Annotated in this window: 10 protein-coding genes; 8 read left to right on the top strand and 2 right to left on the bottom strand. The window is 47.4% G+C overall.

What is annotated here, in order from left to right:
- Positions 1-502: 502 nt before the first annotated feature.
- From MHN31_RS05800 to MHN31_RS05810, 3 genes are read left to right on the top strand one after another with little or no spacing between them, the layout of a single operon-like run.
- Positions 503-1765, top strand: a complete 1263-nt coding sequence (locus tag MHN31_RS05800) for an MFS transporter (protein WP_239443715.1) — start codon at positions 503-505, stop codon at positions 1763-1765.
- On the top strand, positions 1762-2637 hold the full coding sequence (locus MHN31_RS05805) for an ROK family protein (protein WP_125562596.1): 876 nt from the start codon (positions 1762-1764) through the stop codon (positions 2635-2637). Before MHN31_RS05800 ends, MHN31_RS05805 begins: the two co-directional genes overlap by 4 nt.
- Positions 2634-5213, top strand: coding sequence for a family 20 glycosylhydrolase (locus MHN31_RS05810; RefSeq protein WP_239443716.1), 2580 nt, complete (start codon positions 2634-2636; stop codon positions 5211-5213). Before MHN31_RS05805 ends, MHN31_RS05810 begins: the two co-directional genes overlap by 4 nt.
- Positions 5214-5256: 43 nt before the next feature.
- On the opposite strand, the gene MHN31_RS05815 is transcribed toward MHN31_RS05810, so the two are convergent.
- Entirely contained in the window at positions 5257-6999 is a 1743-nt protein-coding gene (locus MHN31_RS05815; protein ID WP_239443717.1) for an amidohydrolase, read from the bottom strand.
- 71 nt (positions 7000-7070) lie between these two features.
- On the opposite strand from MHN31_RS05815, the gene MHN31_RS05820 reads away from it, so the two are divergent.
- From MHN31_RS05820 to MHN31_RS05840, 5 genes are all read left to right on the top strand, one after another.
- The gene (locus MHN31_RS05820; RefSeq protein WP_239443718.1) at positions 7071-7751 is read left to right on the top strand and encodes a response regulator transcription factor; all 681 of its coding nucleotides are present in this window, start codon (positions 7071-7073) and stop codon (positions 7749-7751) included.
- The gene (locus tag MHN31_RS05825; RefSeq protein WP_239443719.1) at positions 7748-8962 is read left to right on the top strand and encodes a hypothetical protein; all 1215 of its coding nucleotides are present in this window, start codon (positions 7748-7750) and stop codon (positions 8960-8962) included. Before MHN31_RS05820 ends, MHN31_RS05825 begins: the two co-directional genes overlap by 4 nt.
- Before the next feature lie 336 nt (positions 8963-9298).
- Positions 9299-13462 (top strand): response regulator, encoded by a 4164-nt coding sequence (locus MHN31_RS05830; protein ID WP_239443720.1) that lies wholly within the window; start codon positions 9299-9301, stop codon positions 13460-13462.
- Positions 13440-14324, top strand: coding sequence for a protein-glutamate O-methyltransferase CheR (locus MHN31_RS05835; RefSeq protein WP_194868181.1), 885 nt, complete (start codon positions 13440-13442; stop codon positions 14322-14324). Before MHN31_RS05830 ends, MHN31_RS05835 begins: the two co-directional genes overlap by 23 nt.
- 251 nt (positions 14325-14575) lie before the next feature.
- A complete protein-coding gene (locus MHN31_RS05840) occupies positions 14576-16708 on the top strand; it encodes an EAL domain-containing protein (protein ID WP_239443721.1) in 2133 nt (710 codons plus the stop codon).
- Here MHN31_RS05840 and MHN31_RS05845 read toward each other — a convergent pair.
- Positions 16660-17493, bottom strand: coding sequence for a hypothetical protein (locus MHN31_RS05845; RefSeq protein WP_239443722.1), 834 nt, complete (start codon positions 17491-17493; stop codon positions 16660-16662). The genes MHN31_RS05840 and MHN31_RS05845 overlap by 49 nt on opposite strands.
- Positions 17494-17560 lie beyond the last annotated feature (67 nt).

The following is a 17560-nucleotide window of genomic DNA, read 5'->3' on the forward strand; positions in this document are numbered from 1 at the left end:
GTTTGTTCCCGTGATTTTTTCTCATGCTATTTTATTTCTTTACCGAATATCTTCTGCATGCTTACGCACACCAGTACATCTACTGTGATTGAAGTGGAATTTATCCACAAAAATCCGGATAAATGATGCATTTCTCTCACTCCGTTTAGTGTATTAAATAGAATTTATTAACTTATTCATATGGTAAGTTGAATAATATTTTAGTCTTGCCTTTAAACATGCTGAGTAAACATCTTGCTCCTGATTAGACGGCTAAGCTTATTGATAGTTATCCAGTTTTTATGCCTATGGCCGACTATACAGAGCACGAGAAAAGTATTAACAATTGTTTGAAATGTGCCGCTACAGTGCAGGCAATGACGGCAAACTAGTCTTACCAACGAGTTAAGGCGGTGGCTATCCCTAGCAGGATCCCCTTGGATCATTGAGTTTGTCTGCCCACAAACTGATTCCAAATAAGCCACCGCCTTTTTACTTCTGAGCTCACAATAAGGTAAGACACATGAAACCCAATTACTCCGTGGTTGCCCTGGTGCTGGTAACCTTTTTTATGGTGTCCTTTTTCACCAATATTCTCGGTCCATTGTTTCCGGAACTCATAAAAAGCTTTGACATCGGCCTCACTCTGGCTGGCTTATTCCCTTTCGCTTTTTTTATTGCATACGGCGTGATGTCTATCCCTGCCGGTCTATTGGTACAGCGTTTTGGTGAAAAACGCGTGATGCTTGGAGCCTTTTCGCTTGCCGGTGCAGGGGCGTTGTTGTTTGCCGTAGCCCCGGTGTTTGCGGTGGCAATGCTGGCGCTGTTTTTGATTGGCACCGCTATGGCGATGTTGCAAGTTGCCATTAACCCGTTACTGAGACGCAGCGGCGGCAGCGCACATTTTGCCGCGTTCTCGGTACTTGCTCAGTTATTGTTTGGTGCGGCTGCCAGTTTGTCACCCTGGGTTTATGTTTCGCTAGCCGGTCAGGTACAAGCGCAGCCCGCCGATTTTACCTGGATCCCCGCTACGATGCCCTGGTTAAGCATGTACTGGCTGTTCGCACTGCTTAGTGTTTTGATGTTGGTCTGGATAGGGCTAAGCAGGCTCGAAGCGGTTGAACGCAACGAACAAGAGACTTTAAGCTGGCAAGCGTGCGTTGGCTACTTTCGTAATCCTACTGTGATCCGCTTCTTTTTTGCCATTGTGGCTTATGTGGCACTGGAGCAGGGGATTGCCAACTCAATAGCGGTATTTTTACAGACTTATCATCAGATTGAACCACAATACAGTGCGCAGGTGATCAGTCAGTTCTGGATGATGCTGACGCTGGGATGTGTATTGGGGCTAGTGTTGCTGAAGCTGTTCGATGCCAAACTTGTTCTCATGTTGTTTTGCCTGGGGGCCGCTTTGAGTCTCATTACTGCATTGATTGGCAGTACAGATACCGCGCTGTTGGCTTTCCCGTTATCCGGATTTTTCTTATCTGTGATGTGGTCAGTGTTATTTTCCCTGGCGCTAAACTCTGTGTCGAGTGGTCATGGTGCCGTATCGGGGGTGTTATGTACCGGCATTGTCGGGGGAGCACTGGCTTCTCCTTTAATCGGCATTCTGGCCCAGCTAAGCGGTTCTTTGCAGCTTGCGTGTTTAGTGCTGTTATTGCCGCTCGGGTACATTGCCTGGATAGCCTGGTGGGCACAACCAATTGTGCGTAATCACACCGTCAGAATGTTCTGGCACAAGCAAACTCAACTGACAGAGAAACAGGAAGCGACGGGCCAATGAGTACAATAGTATGTGTTGATCTGGGTGGCACCAAAGCACAGGTTGCCCGGGTTGATGAACAGGGTGTTTATGAGGCTCGCCGTTATAGTGTGCCTGCTTCAGCGACTAAAACACAGGTTAACGAGTTTATTACAGGCATTATTGCAGAGCAGCTCAGCGATGTCTGTTGCGGTATCGCTATAGGCGTGCCCGGTATGGTTGATCTGAGTAATGGTACAGTGCTGGAGACGGTTAATATTCCAGCGTGGCAGGATGTGCCTCTGGCTGCACAATTAAATGCACATTTTTCTTTGCCTGTAGTTGTTAACAACGATGTTAACTGTTTTACTATGGGTGAATATTGTTATGGTCGTCATTATCAACCAGGCGCTCCTTTTTACCAGCCGGTAAGCAATCTGATGGGGGTGTGTCTGGGAACTGGCCTGGGCGCAGGGCTCATTTTTGACGGCCGGCTATACAGTGGCAGGCATTGTGCGGCGGGAGAGTTCGGCAGCTTTCCCTATCGGGATGGTATTCTGGAGCAATATACCAGCGGGCAGTTTTTTCTGGAGCGAGGCACTAACGGAGCAGAGCAGGCAGTGCTTGCGCAGCAGGGAGATCGTTATGCGCAATCTCTGTTTGACGAGTTTGGAAGCCACCTGGGGTATGCATTGGCGCAGACGCTGTTGGCCTTTGACCCGGATAAAATTGTCCTGGGTGGATCTGTCAGTAAGTCGTACGACTTATTTCAGCGCGGTATGTGGAAAAGCCTTGCAGGACAAACACATCCGGCGTTATTTAAACAGCTCGAGATTCAAGTAGGTAAGCTGGAGCATGCCGCGTTGCGTGGCGCTTATAAGTTGTTCCAGAAACAGTTTTCGGAGGGAATATGAATAAGTTTGCTTGCCTGTTAATGGCACTATTGGGTGTTCAAACAGCACTCGCGGCAACGGAGCCGTTAACACAAGGCGAGTTGAATGCGTTGGCTGATAATCTTCAGATCCGTTATCAGTTAATTGATTCTATGCCACAGCAGTGTCCGGAACCCGCGAAGCAGTGTTATTTTTCCGAGTTACGGCTAGGTTCACCCCAGCCTTATAACGGCGCTGATTGGGCCATTTATTTTAGTCAGCTGATGCCAATTTATCAGGTCGAGTCTGACTCGTTCAAAATTGAACACCTGAATGGTGATTTGCACCGGCTGACTCCCACTGAGCAGTTTACTGGTTTCTCTGCGGACGAAACCTATAGCGTGCGCTTTTACACTGAACATTCGCAGATCACCCGCTCTGAGTTTATGCCCAATTATATCTTAGCCGATCAATCTGAGCGCCTGCGCCCCAGAGTGATCGCCAGTACGCGCTCTGTCCGGGATGAGCAAACTGAGCTTGAACAGCAGCCATACCTGGTACCGTTCGAGTCTTACCATCAGTTGCGAGTCAGTAATAAAGATCAAACCCCCTGGATGGGCGCAGCTTATTTGGCGCAGCACCAGTCTGAGCCCGAGCTTCGCGCTGCGCCAGAGGGACTGATCCCGACGCCCCGCGAGTTTAAAGTGGTATCACAGGGACGGATCAGTTTGAAAAAAGGGATCCGTTTTGAGCTTAAGGGCGTTGATTTGGCACAGATCGAAATGGCGGGCAAGCGACTCGCCCAGCTGGGGGTTAAACAAACTCAAAAAGGGTTGTCAGTGCGGGTCACTGTGGACGCCTCACTGCCCATAGCTGCACAGGGGTATCAGTTCAATAGTTCTACCCACCTGATTGATATTAAGGCATCTGATGCCGCGGGTGCTTTCTATGGGGTGCAAACATTGGCTGGGCTCATGGATTTGAAAACCCACAGTATTCCCAGTGTGGCTATTACTGATGCGCCTCGATATGGGTTTCGGGGGCTGCATATCGACAGTGCCCGAAATTTCCGTTCCAAGCAGTTTGTGTTAGATACCATAGCGCAAATGGGCGCTTATAAATTAAATAAGTTACACCTGCATCTGGCTGATGATGAAGGCTGGCGCCTCGCTATTGCAGGCCTGCCTGAGCTGACAAAAGTGGGTGGGTTACGCTGTTTAGATCTCAGTGAAACGCGTTGTTTGTTGCCACAACTGGGCGCAGGTACCGGCACCGGTGCGCCGCGCAATGGCCACTATTCTCAGCAGGATTACAGTGAAATTTTGCGCTACGCCAAAGCGCATCACATTGAAGTGATCCCATCGCTGGATATGCCCGGACACTCTCGAGCCGCCATTATTGCAATGGAAGCGCGTTACCGGGCTTTGATAGCCAAAGGAAAAACTGAGGCGGCCAATGAATATCGGCTGGTGGAAGAAGCTGACGAGACGCGCTATTCCTCCATCCAGCATTACCACGATAATACCCTGAATGTATGTTTGCCAGCGACGTATCGATTTGTAAATAAGGTACTGACTGAGCTTCAGCGGATGCATGAGCGTGCTGGTATACCTTTAAAAACGTATCACATAGGTGCGGATGAAACAGCGGGCGCCTGGCTAGACTCACCCGCATGTAAAGCGCTGAATGCAAAGCAATCTATTGTCTCGATGAATGGATATTTTATTGAAAAAGTGGCGGCCATGGTCGCTGAAAAAGGCATTACGGTGGCAGGCTGGAGCGATGGCCTGAGTGATGTGAACCCAGAAAAAATGCCTAAAAATGTTCAATCCAATGTCTGGAGTACGCTTAGCGAACAAGGGCATAAAGTGGCGCACAAGCAGGCTAATCTGGGCTGGGATGTGGTGCTGTCGTTGCCTGATGTGACTTATTTTGACTTTCCTTACCAGTCCCACCCTGAGGAGCGCGGCAATCACTGGGCCAGCCGGGCATTAGATACCCGTAAAGTATTTGAATTTATGCCGGATAACTTGCCTGTGCATGCGGAGTTTTGGCGAGATGTGTTGCATCACACCTACAGCGCGGATGACAGTGACTCCGCTCTGAAACCGGACGTTGGCTATACAGGTATGCAGGGGCATCTTTGGAGCGAAATGATTCGGGATGATCTGCAGGCTGAGTATATGCTGTATCCACGCTTGTTGGCATTAGCAGAGCGTGCCTGGCACAAGCCTGCATGGGCTGTCCCATACCAGGGCGGTCTGGTATACAGTCGCAACAGTGGCCATTTCAATGATAAAAAGCGACGATTACGTGAGCAGGACTGGCAACGTTTTGTCGCTTTGCTGGGCTATCGTGAGTTACCTAAGTTAATGCGTCAGGGTCGTTTTTTCCGTATCCCTACCGTAGCTGCAAGTCGCCGTGATGATGGGACACTGAATATGTTCAGTGAGATCCCAGGGTTTAAACTCGAAGCACTTATCAATGGTCGCTGGGTAAACTATCACCCAAGGCTGGATTTTGATTCGGTTGATGCCGTGCGAGCTGCATTAGAGGACGAATCCCGAACCGGGCGGGCGTTACCATTGCCAGCCCCGGTAGGGTCTGGCAACCGTTAACCAGGTTAAGACAATAAGGGGCTTAACTAGCCCCTTAATTAATTTAGCGCTGGTAAATAATTTCGCCATCCAGCAGTGTCATTACCACTTGTGTATTGCGGATCTCGTTGGCGCTGGCTTCGAATAGATCGCGGTCAATGACCACTAAATCGGCTAATTTACCCACTTCAATACTACCGACTCGCTGCTCCTGTCGCATCGCATAGGCACTGTTTAGGGTGTAAGCTTCAATAGCTTGCGCCAGTGAAATGGCCTGTGGTTGGCGTGACACCGCATTACTTAAACCGATAAACGGGTTAAACGGGCTGACATTCCAGTCACTCGACAGGGTGAGCGTGGCCTGATTGTCGGCCAGGCTGCGAATGGGCACCAGATCCTGGGCACGCTCCGCGCCAATCAGTGGGATGGTGTCAGGCCAGTGGCTCGGGTCGGTAAAATCTCCGGCGACTTGTGCATCAGCAATCACATTCAGCTTGGCAAAGCGCGGTAAATCATCAGGGTCAACGACTTCCAGGTGCGTGATGCGGTGACGGGCCTGACCATTTGAGGCATTTTCAATGGCATTTAACGCTTCGTGAATACCACGATCGCCAATCCCATGAATGTTAAAGTCAAACCCTGTGGGCTCCAGTGCTTTGATGTATTTTTCAAGCCGTGCCTGAGTAAAGTAATTGAGGCCACGATTGCCATCCAGTTCAAGCCAGTTCTCCAGGTAAGGTTCATGCATGGCTGCGGTGGTATTGACTAAAATGCCATCCATATAGAATTTGACCTGATTTACCTGTAACAGCTCAGCTGAATTGCTCTGATATAAAGATTTGAGTTTGGCAAGCTGAGTGTTGTCGTTCATTTGCGGATATGCCCATAGCCCAAGCGAAACACGTAATGTCAGCTTGTCTTCATCTGCAACGCGTTGCCAGGTTTCCAGGTGACCGCGTTGCCAGTAGGTGCGGGCGTCACTGATGGAGGTGATCCCCGCCTTGTTAAGCTCTGGCATGGTGTATTCAAGCAGGCCAAGGTAGTCACTTTGTGCAGCATCAGGAAGAGACTGTATTGCCAGCTCCATGACCTGATTTCCGGCATTGTCGTACAAAATACCATTCAGCTGGTCTTGTTCATTGCGACCCAGCACACCCCCAATCGGATCTAAGCTTCTGGCTGACAGGCCCGCAAGCTCCAGCGCTTTGCTATTAACCCACATGGAGTGAGAAGTTTGTTCCATGATAATCACAGGTCGGTCTGGCACGGCTTCGTCGAGTACTGCCAGAGGTGAGTCGGACATTTCCAATAGGGTCGAGATTTCATGGCCATAGCCAATCAACCAGCTAGCGGTAGGGTGCTGACTGGCGGCATAAGCCACTTCGTCTATGTATTCCCCTGCGGTTGCAGCGGCGGGTACGGTAAATTGGGTGGCTTCAGAAGCAGATTCAAGCGGGTGCATATGCACATCGTGAAACCCCGGAAGCATCATTTTACCTTTTAGATCAATATGCTGTGTTGTGTCACTGATATACATTTGAGCTTCTTCATTGCTCCCGACCAGGACGATTTTATTATCCTGAAGTACCACCGCCTGTGCCCAGGGTTGCTCGGCATTAACGGTGTAAATTCGCCCATTGGTGAACACCATGGACGCGCTGTGCGCTTCGTTAGTTTGCTCAACATTTGGCGTTGTTGAAGTTGATAGATTTGTGGTTTGGTTGTTGGATTGATTGTCAGAGTTACAGCCACTGAGGGCTAAACCGGCTATCAGAAAACTGCTTGTGATCATCTTTGTTGCTCGCATTGTTGACTCCTCATTGATGCCGATACACTATCAGTAGCATGGTAACCACAAAGTAACAGTATAGAGGTTAAATGCTGATCTTATTGGTTGAAGACGATGCCGTACTGGCAGCGCAAACGATAGACTTTCTCAATGCTGAGGGAATCGAGGTGGATTATGCCGCAACGCTGAGCTGCGCGAAAGACATTGCAGCGCAAACGGCCACTTTCGATAAATATGATGCGATCGTGCTGGATATGGCGTTGCCTGATGGTAATGCGTTGAGTCTATTACAGCAGTCGTTGGCAGGGTTTGATGCGCCTGTATTGTTTTGCACGGCGGCAACGGACCTGGATGACAAACTGGCTGCTTTTACGGCAGGGGCACTGGATTATATGACCAAGCCCTTTGCCCTGCCTGAACTGGCGGTTCGAATTAAGTTGTTGGCGGGCAAAGTAAATAAGCACAATCAAGTGTTTGAGCTTGGCAGCCTGCATGTGGATTTTTCGGCAAAAATAGTTACCCGTGGCAGCCGCACCATTGTTTTGTCACCCCAGCAATGGCAACTGCTTGCTTTACTGGCGGAGCAGGCCCCGGCTCCTGTTTGCAAAGCGCAGATCTTGCGCCATGTCTGGCCTGACAGTGAGGTCAACAACAATATGTACAAGTCACTATTGACCCGGCTTCGGCATAACTTGAGTCGTGACGACGAACCCTCAGTCATACAAACACTTAAGGGTCAGGGCGTTGCATTGAGAGAATCGAGTTCATGAGGCAAAAAACACTCAGGTGGTATCTCGCACGATGGTTGTTTGCCTTATTTGGACTCTTTTCCTTAATTTGGATCTGGGTGGCCAGTCAGGTGTATCACTATGCCTGGGATGGGACCTCAGAATATTATCTTTATCAGGACCTTGAGGTAGCGTTGTCTGGACAGCTGATGTTGCCATACGAGGATGGTGGTAAATTGATGGGGAATTGGCAAGATTTACCCACAGACTATCAGCAAGCTTTAAGTCAGCATGGGCTTGGGCCAGAGGCAAAGGAGCAGGAAATCTCGCAACTGCTGACGCTGTCAGATGATTATCTATATACTCTGCGCTATACAGAAAGCGCCTTCGAGCCGCTGTATATTATTCATCGTATTAGCGGCCAGGATTCGCCAAGTCTGGTGGCGGTATTCATTGCGTTGACGCTGGCCTTGTTGATACTCGCTGCAGTGACCTGGTGGCCAATACACCGGCGTATTGCGCGTGAATCCGGGCGACTGACAGCGTCTTTGCAGATTGTATCTTTACAGGAGAATGAAACTCAGGCAGCGCAATTTGAAGAGTTCTCTTACCACTCGATTCTCGCTGCAACGGATGCGTATGCACAGCGTTATGCGCAGCAACAGGAACAGCTTTATTCCGCTTTTTTAAGTCATGAACTTAACACGCCGCTGGCTCAGATCCACAATACGATCTCACGTTTTGAACAACTTGATGAGCTTCCTTTAGATGCGTTACCTTTGCTGACCCAGCTTGAAGAGGCTGGGCAGGATCTGGCTTCGCTGAGTGAAGCCATTTTGTTATTGTGTAAAGCTGATCAGGTGCGGCTGACGTCAACTGACCTCTGTGTATTTTTGCAAACATGGCAACAACACTGGCAGCAACAGGGGCTTAGGATCACGCTGGAACTTCCATCAGAGCCGATAAGTAAGCCTGTGCAGTCGCGTTTGCTGAATCTCCTTCTGGAGCAGATTGGCAAAAACGCGTTGCAACATGGTGAGGGCTCGCTCAGTGTGTCGTTGGACAGCGATGGAATGATCTTCACGAATGGTATCAGCACACAGCAAACGCATCAGGGGCAGGGGTTAGGCACTCGCATTGTGTCACGCGTGTGTGCTTGTTTTGGCTGGCAGGCACAGCATAAACCGGGTCAGTATTACACACTGACAATCCATTTTTCCGGTTACCATGGGGACTTATTTTCACAAGTCTGATGTGCTCATGCTCATGCTCGTTTGCGTGTGGCTATGCCAGCATTTGAAATGCTGCCAATGATAGCAATAGCAATTTGTGGGAAGCACTGAGTCCCATTTTTGAAGTCAGATACTCAAAACGTTATTGAAGACGCCTACACTGAGTCTGTCCACTTTATTTGATTACCCTTAAACCTATTGGCACAAGGTTTTTTGCGTGGTTTTGCATCGAAATAGTGCCATTCACTATGTGATGGATAATTGACCAAAATATTCCCCATGTTCGAGAGTCCGTGACTATACTCTGAGTGATCATTTTAGAATAAATGGATCTACCGATTTGAGAGTGAAGGAATAATGGAGTTTAACACCTTAAGCACACGAATAAGCACCGGATTTGCACTGGCTTTTTTGATCCCCGCCACCATTGTTATTGCGGCGCTTTTTCAGTTAGCTGAGCTGGAGCAAAGTAGCACTCAGTTTAGTACGAATGAACTGGCCAGCGTTAAGCATATGCAGGCACTGAGATCTAACTTCGAGGACTCTAAACTCGAGCTGAAATCCTGGATGGCAGGAGGCGGTCAGCAACACTTGCAAGGGCGGCGGGAGGTCTGGCAAAACATTGACGAGTCTCTGTTTAAGATCAAAAGATTGTCCTTGTCGGCCTTGAGCCGGGACCAGGTTGTCAGGCTTGAAGCAAAGCTGGGTGAAGCCAGGCTAGTTCAGCAGCAAATAGAAGCCGTCGCCCAAACCGAAGAAAACTTCCCAGGGTTACAAATTCTCTTTAATCAGGCGATGCCCAGAGCTGAGCGGATCCAAAATGCGGTAACGCTATTGATTGAGCGGGAAGAAGAGCTCTCTGCGGGAGAGCAGCGCAAGCAACTTCTTAAGCACCTGGCAGACTTCAGGGCCAGCTTCGCGATTTCAATGAGCGCTGCAAAAGCGTTTTTGCTCAGCAATCAGGAATCCTATTTCAGGGATTTTGAGGAGCATCACTCCTGGCATGAAGACGCCTGGTTAAATGTCCAGCAACAACAAACCTTGTTGGACGAGCAGCAGATAATGCAATTTCAGAAAATTATGCGTTTACGTGTCGAATATTGGGCGTTGGTACGAGACATGTTCGAGTACAGACGCAGTGCTGATTGGGATCAGGCAGAAAGCATCTGGCAAGCGCAACTGGGTCCGTTAACGCGCGCACTCAAAAACCAGCTGATTGAAATCGAAATTGCGCAGCAACAGCTTGCAGATAACAGCCTGATGTCTAATCAAAATAGCTTAGCAGAGTTGTCTTTATTCTCTGTTATTGCTCTTGCCCTGGCAGCAATGATAACAACACTTATCGCGTACTTAATTAACAAGCAGATAGGGCAATCGATTAATCAGTCAATTGAGGTTGCAGAGCAAGTTGCTGATGGCGATTTTAGTACCAATGTACAGCTTCAAGGCAGCAAAGAGGTGCGGCAGCTGTCCCGCTCACTGGCAAAAATGACGGAAACGTTACGTGCAATCACCCGCCATGCAAAAGAAATAGAAAAAGGGGAATATACTCAAGACTTTACCTCAAAAGGACCACAAGACTTACTGGGGAACGCGCTGAATGCGATGACCAAAAATTTACGTAAAACTTATCAACTCTCGCAAGCGCAAACCTGGTTAAAAGCAGGGCAAGCCGATATTGCTGAGCGTTTAACTGGTAATCAGTCTGTGGTTCAAATTTATCAAATTGCCTGTGATTTTTGCACCGGCTATTTGGAAGCTGAAGTAGGTGCTTTGTACGCAGCACAAGGCGAAACTTTCCAGTTAAAGGCCAGTTATGCTTATCAATGTCGAAATACCGAAAATACTGAATTTAAACTCGGAGAAGGGCTGGTTGGGCAGGCCGCGTTAGAAAGCAAGTTATTGTATCTTAAAGAGCTACCCGTAGATCATGTGTCGATTTTGGTAGACTCGGGCCTAGGGCACTCTGCTGCACGGCATGTGGTTGCTGTGCCAGTAAAAGACAAACGGCAAAATGAAGCCGTACTGGCAGTAATCGTTGTTGCCAGTGTTAAGCCGTTTTCTGCAGAGAGCATTGAGTTGCTTGAGCTGTGTGCGGATAGTATTGGACAGGCCATTGCATCAGCTCTGTCACGTGGCAGGCTACAGGAGCTTTTGGATGAATCGCAGCAGCAGGCAGAGGAGCTTGAGTCCCAGCAGCAGGATTTAAAAGCGGCCAATGAGGAACTGGAACAGCAAACACAGGAGCTAAAGCGTTCGGAAGAAGAGCTCAGAGAGCAAAGAAGCCGCCTGACTCAAACCAATACGGAATTAACAGAGCGCACGGACACCTTACAGAAACAAAAAGTCGAAATCGAAAATGCCCGCATTGAGTTACAGCATCGTGCAGAACAGCTGGCCGCATCCAGCAAGTACAAGTCTGAGTTTTTGGCCAACATGTCACATGAATTACGGACGCCGCTGAATAGTTTGCTGCTACTGTCGCAATCTTTAGCCAGAAACTCGGAAGGTAACTTAAGCGACGAACAGCTTGAAGACATTGAGGTCATTTATAACGGTGGCCAGTCTTTATTGACGCTAATTAATGAAATTCTGGATTTATCAAAGGTTGAGGCGGGTAAACTAAAACTGATCTCAGACCGGGTTGATTTGCACGGCTTTGTGGCTCGACTGAAGAGGCAGTTTGAGCCGCTTGCTAAAGAAAAGAATCTGGATTTTAAGGTTTCTATCTCTACGTTGGCACCTAAAGACATAGAAACTGATGAGCTCAGACTGGAGCAAATATTACGTAATTTATTGTCTAATGCATTTAAGTTTACGGACCAGGGGCATGTTGAGCTATGCATAGAGCCACTCGCTGGTGATGTTCAATTAAGTAATTTGAAGCAGACCCCAGATGATTGTCTGAGCTTTGTCGTTAGAGACACAGGTATTGGCATTGCACCAGACAAACAACAAGCGATTTTTGAAGCTTTTCAGCAAGCGGATGGGTCAACCAGCCGAGCCTTTGGTGGTACAGGGCTGGGGCTGACCATATCGCGAGAGTTCAGTAAGTTGCTGGGTGGCGAGATCCATCTGACCAGCGAATTGGGGGCAGGTAGTACTTTTTCTTTATATATACCGCGTCAAAAACAACTGGACTCTGCAGAGCAAGTTACGCCTGTGTCACAAACTGAGGTGCACAAAAGTCAACCGGAGCAGCAAAATGATTTTGTGAAAGTGCATGACGATGCCTTGCTGGCTGAGCCGCTGTCACAAAGCGTAGCTGGCATTAACTCTATCGTGACTACTGACGCTCCGCCCGAGCCGCTTCCTGAATATGCAAGTACAATTTTGATTGTTGAAGATGATAGCCAATTTGCCAGTATTTTAGCTGATATTGCGCGCAAGCATCAGTTTGAACCTGTGGTATGTGCTCGAGCCGATGAAGCCTTAGACAAGGTACGACAAGCGCAGCCTAACGCTGTGATATTAGACATTGGATTGCCAGACATGGATGGGATGGCATTATTGGATACGTTAAAGTCTGAGCCTAAAACACGCCTGATCCCGGTTCATATTGTATCGGGTAAAAACAAAGATCCAAAAGCGCTACAAAAAGGGGCAATCGACTTTTTAACTAAGCCTGTCTCTTTGGATCAGATGGAGCAGGTCTTCGCTAAGTTTGAAGTTTTGCTACAAAAACACATTAAGCACTTACTCCTGGTTGAAGACGATACACATGCATGTAAAGTGATTAAACAGGTTTTACAGCAAAAGGGGTTACAGCTCCATGTTGCAAATGATGGCAGCACGGCGATGCAACTTTTGAAACAACATCAGATTGACTGTTGTATAGTTGATTTGAATTTACCGGACATATCGGGCTTTGAACTGCTCGAGAAAATGGATGCTGAGGCGGGCCTTATATTGCCACCGGTCATTATTTACACCGCGCAGGAGCTGAGCCGGGATGAATACCATCAGCTGTTGCGATTTACCGATAAAATTGTACTGAAGACAGACCATGCTCCGGTGCGTTTGCAAGATGAAGTTGAGCTTTTTTTGCATTCTGTTGAGCAGCAGTTACCACCCAGTGTCATTGCTGCAAAGCGCAGCGATATCGTAAGTCAACCTGTTGACTTGTCGGGCTTTCATGTTCTGTTGGTGGATGATGATTTGCGAAATACGTACGCCTTATCCAAGTTGCTGAAGGAGCAGGGACTGGATGTTACTATGGCTGACAATGGTCAACTAGCCCTGGAGAAGCTCCAGCAGAGTAAGCAATTTGATTTGGTCCTGATGGACATTATGATGCCCATTATGGACGGCTTTGAAGCCATGAGGCATATTCGCGCGGATATTTCACAGAGCCTCCCGATTATTGCGCTAACAGCAAAGGCGATGAGTGAAGACAAGCAAAGATGCCTGGAAGCTGGGGCCAGTGACTATCTCGCTAAACCGGTAGATATCAATGTATTGATATCTATGATGAAAATCTGGTTATATGAAACGCAAAATGCAAGCGACAGACTCCATTGATATGACCCAGTTATCAAGCCGCGAAAGCAAGCTGACTCCTGAGCAAATGTTAGAAGTCGATATTTTGCTGGACGTTTTGTATCGGCGTAGTGGTTATGATTTTTCACAGTATGCGCGCAGTACGCTGATAAGACGCTTACAAAATTGCATGCTTATGGATGATGTTGCCCATTTTTCGCATTTAATTCCCAAGGTGTTGTATGAAAAAGGGTATATGCACAAGCTGCTGCAGGAATTGTCAGTGAGCGTGACGGAGTTCTTCCGAGACCCTGCGTTTTTTAAGTCTCTTGAGCAACATGTATTTCCTATCCTAAAAACTTTCCCCTACTACAAAATTTGGCATGCTGGGTGTGCCACCGGGGAGGAAGTGTATTCTCTGGCAATGTTATTAAAGGCTCACGGCTTATATGACCGGGCTAAGATATATGCAACTGATTTTAATGACCGGATTTTGGACAAGGCCAAAACGGGTATTTTTACTGAGGAAACGATACGTCAGGGGGAGAAAAATTATAACCAGCTGGCAATATCCAGTACTACGCCGTTCCATGAACATTTTTCTACACAATATCACAGCAGCAAAATTCGTATGGAACTGGCCAGAAACATTGTGTTTGCTAATCACAACCTGGTTTGTGATGGTGTGTTTGGTGAAATGCAGTTGATACTTTGTCGAAATGTTATGATTTACTTTGATAACTCGCTGAAGCAGCGAGTTATCAATTTGTTTGATCAGAGTTTGCACCACAGTGGCTTTTTAGGTCTGGGACGGCTCGAAAACCTTGATTCTCTTGATTCCAATGGCCGATGGCAGTTACTTGATAATGCGGCTACCCTTTATCGAAAAATACCCAGAGTGTGATGTCTATTCGAGATTGTTTCTGGCTGTGTTAATCAACACATTAAGTGAAAAAAGAACCACATTAGATTAAATAAAAACAGCAAATTTAAGCGTTTTTTTGCCCAAGGATTGTATCCTTTATGGGTATTTTTTCATGGTTTCAGGTTTGAACTAGGACTAAAGACGTAGGAAATTTTAAATAGCCTGGGCTTGTCAGTGTGGTTTTTGTACTAAGCTTGAAAGAGCGGGAAAGACACAACCCAGGATGATTTATGGAAGCGATACAGCAAAGTCCGTTGCAGCAAGACGACCTTACTAAACCCACAATTTTGATTGTCGATGACAGGCCCGAAAACCACAGAGTCGTGAAAAAGATCCTGTCGGATATGAACGCTAATTTTCACTCGGCAGAGTCGGGCCATGAGGTGCTCTCATTGGTATTACGGCATAAGTATGCTGTTATTTTACTTGATGTGATGATGCCCGGTATTGATGGGTTTGAGACGGCCTCTTTGCTGCGTATGAATGACGAAACTAAGCACACACCTATCATATTTATCACCGCGGCAGATCACACTGAAGCGCTGGAATTTAAAGGCTATGAGGTCGGGGCGGTTGATTACCTGTTTAAGCCTATTAATGCCCACTCGTTGTACAGTAAAGTACAAGTTTTTCTGGAACTGGATCAGCAAAGAACGAAGTTGTTGCAATCTTTTCATGATATTCAAGAACTTGAAAACAAAAACCGATTATTACTGAAATCCATCGGCGAAGGTATTCTGGGCGTCGACGTTCACGGCAAGATCACTTATACCAATCCCGCCACAGAGAAAATTCTTGGCCAGAACGAAAATACCTTAGTCGGTGCTGATGTGGCGGAGTTCATTTGTTTGTCGACGTCACGGGCAGGCAATACAACCTGGGAGAGTTGCAAAATCTTTGAGCACTGCGCCAAAGGCTACACCTATCGGGATTCATATGGGCTGTTCAAAGACAGTGATAAGCGTATGTTTCCTGCCGAGCTTATTGCCACGCCTATCTACGAAAACAAGACTTTGTTTGGTGTGGTCATTGCCTTTCAGGACATTAGTCAAAAACGTAGCATTGAGGAGCAACTGAGTCGCTTGTCTCAGTTTGATACTTTAACTGGACTGGTTAATCGCAGTACTTTTGAGAAACACTTGCAGCAAGCAATTAAACGTAGCCTCAGACATGGCCGGGAGTTTTCACTTCTGCACCTCGATCTGGACCATTTTAAGCAGGTCAATGACCAGTTTGGCCATGAAGTGGGTGATATTTTACTTCAGGAAGTGGGCCACCGAATTGTGAAAACGGTCAGTGATGGTGACATTGTTGCCCGGATTGGCGGTGATGAATTTGTGATTTTACTGGAGAATTTTATAGAACAACATGTCAGGAATGAAGCGGTACTTGCTGAGCATTTACTCGGCCATTTGTCGGGCGCTTACCTTATTCGCGGACATGAAATTTACATTGGCCCAAGCATTGGGATTGCGCGTTTTCCGGGCGCCGGGGAAGACAGTGTTAGTGTATTAAGGGCCGTTGAGCTGGCGATGTACCGGGCCAAAAAGCAAGGCGGGCAGAACTTTCAGTTCTTCACTGAAGAGCTTCATTTGCAGGCACTGGCATCGCTGGAATTAGAGCAAAAGCTACGTGCAGCGATTGAACATCAGGAATTTGCACTGTTTTACCAACCTCAATGGGACATTCTTAATAATCGCGTCAATAAGGTAGAGGCTTTGTTACGCTGGTTTCCTGCGGATGGCAGCAGGCTGGGTCCTGATGTATTTATCCCCAAGCTTGAAGAAATGGGGATGATCAATAAGGTAGGTGAGTGGGTGGTCGAACAGGCGTGTCGTCAGGCACAAAAATGGCGAGCTGAATACCCTAACCCGCCCTGTATCGCGGTAAATTTATCTATGGATCAGTTGCAGCGAGAGGAGCTGCCTGAGGTGGTATTTTATCTGTTGCAGAAGTATCAATTACCGGCTGACGCCATAGAGGTGGAAGTAACAGAAGGGATGATGATGCAAAACCCTCAGCAGACAATCGAAATCCTTAATGCGTTTCAGCGCCTGGGTATCTCCGTCGCGATTGATGATTTTGGAACTGGTTATTCGTCGTTTAGTTATCTCGTGCACCTGCCGATTGATACATTAAAAATTGACCGTGAATTCATCCGTAAATTAGGTGAGGATGATAAATGTGAGATGGTCGTGCGCGCCATCATAAGTTTGGCGCACAACATGCATCTTAAAGTGGTGGCCGAAGGCGTAGAGACAGAGCAGCAGTTAGCATTTTTGTTGGAGCAAAAGTGCGACTATATTCAGGGCTATTATTTTGCCAAGCCAGCCTCTGCGGCAGAGGTTCGACTTGAGGTTTGAGCCTGGGTTATCGCAACCAGAGGTAAATGAATTACAATGGCCTGCGACGTAATATAAATTGCCCAGTTGATAGCTCTGATCTGAGGGTAGTAGCCTTGTCCTTCATTGCCAAAGATCCAAAACTGTCCGATAAGCGCATCTGCAACGGTCGCTAATATCATACCGAGTGCCAGAAAGATTCTCGGCGTTTTCGGTATATCAGAGCTGGTAAGTAAACACAGACCTAATAATGCGGCTTGTGCAATGACTATGGCATAGCCGCCGGTTAATAGTGTGACATACCAGCCACTGCCTGGTAAGTGCATATTTAAGTAACTGAATAAGGCCAGCAGCGATGTAATTAGCATGGCAACTACAAAGTAAACCACCTGAGTGCCCGAATAGCCCAGCAAACGCCAGCAGGCAAGAAATAAGAAGAGATAGCCGGGCATAAAAAACCACACAGAGTCTGCGAGATAATCATGTTTTACCACGGCACTATGCTGGAAGTAGTTTTGAGCCAGGTTGAAGTTAACAACGTCGCCTGCCAGACAAAACATAAGAGAAAACACAACCAGGTTTGCAAGTAGCCGATAAGTATGTGCGTATTGATGTTGGCTGATAACTTGTCTTATTATTAAGCAATTGCACAACAATAAAATCAGGGTTAATGCTTCAAAACTCAATACCCAGTTGCGTGTTTCACCTTCCACGGACCACACGCCGAGCAGGGTGAATATGAGGTCGAGCATGGCGAGTGCGATGATTAAGACACTTATTTTTACCGTATGCCAGCGGGCAACCATCCTGAGTCCTTGTTGTTATGTTGGCCTATTTGTTAGAGGTACAACTTTTAACAGTATTCTCGATGCA

The sequence above is a fragment of the Pseudoalteromonas sp. McH1-42 genome, assembly GCF_022347845.1.
In the GTDB taxonomy this organism is placed as follows: domain Bacteria; phylum Pseudomonadota; class Gammaproteobacteria; order Enterobacterales; family Alteromonadaceae; genus Pseudoalteromonas; species Pseudoalteromonas rubra_D.

What these genes read in the sequence shown, in the direction of transcription:
- MHN31_RS05825 (WP_239443719.1), top strand. Translation starts at nt 7,748, where the DNA reads ATGAGGCAAAAAACACTCAGGTGGTATCTCGCACGATGGTTGTTTGCC.
- MHN31_RS05835 (WP_194868181.1), top strand. Translation starts at nt 13,440, where the DNA reads ATGCAAGCGACAGACTCCATTGATATGACCCAGTTATCAAGCCGCGAA.
- MHN31_RS05805 (WP_125562596.1), top strand. Translation starts at nt 1,762, where the DNA reads ATGAGTACAATAGTATGTGTTGATCTGGGTGGCACCAAAGCACAGGTT.
- MHN31_RS05820 (WP_239443718.1), top strand. Translation starts at nt 7,071, where the DNA reads ATGCTGATCTTATTGGTTGAAGACGATGCCGTACTGGCAGCGCAAACG.
- MHN31_RS05845 (WP_239443722.1), bottom strand. Translation starts at nt 17,493, where the DNA reads ATGGTTGCCCGCTGGCATACGGTAAAAATAAGTGTCTTAATCATCGCA.
- MHN31_RS05815 (WP_239443717.1), bottom strand. Translation starts at nt 6,999, where the DNA reads ATGCGAGCAACAAAGATGATCACAAGCAGTTTTCTGATAGCCGGTTTA.
- MHN31_RS05830 (WP_239443720.1), top strand. Translation starts at nt 9,299, where the DNA reads ATGGAGTTTAACACCTTAAGCACACGAATAAGCACCGGATTTGCACTG.
- MHN31_RS05840 (WP_239443721.1), top strand. Translation starts at nt 14,576, where the DNA reads ATGGAAGCGATACAGCAAAGTCCGTTGCAGCAAGACGACCTTACTAAA.
- MHN31_RS05810 (WP_239443716.1), top strand. Translation starts at nt 2,634, where the DNA reads ATGAATAAGTTTGCTTGCCTGTTAATGGCACTATTGGGTGTTCAAACA.
- MHN31_RS05800 (WP_239443715.1), top strand. Translation starts at nt 503, where the DNA reads ATGAAACCCAATTACTCCGTGGTTGCCCTGGTGCTGGTAACCTTTTTT.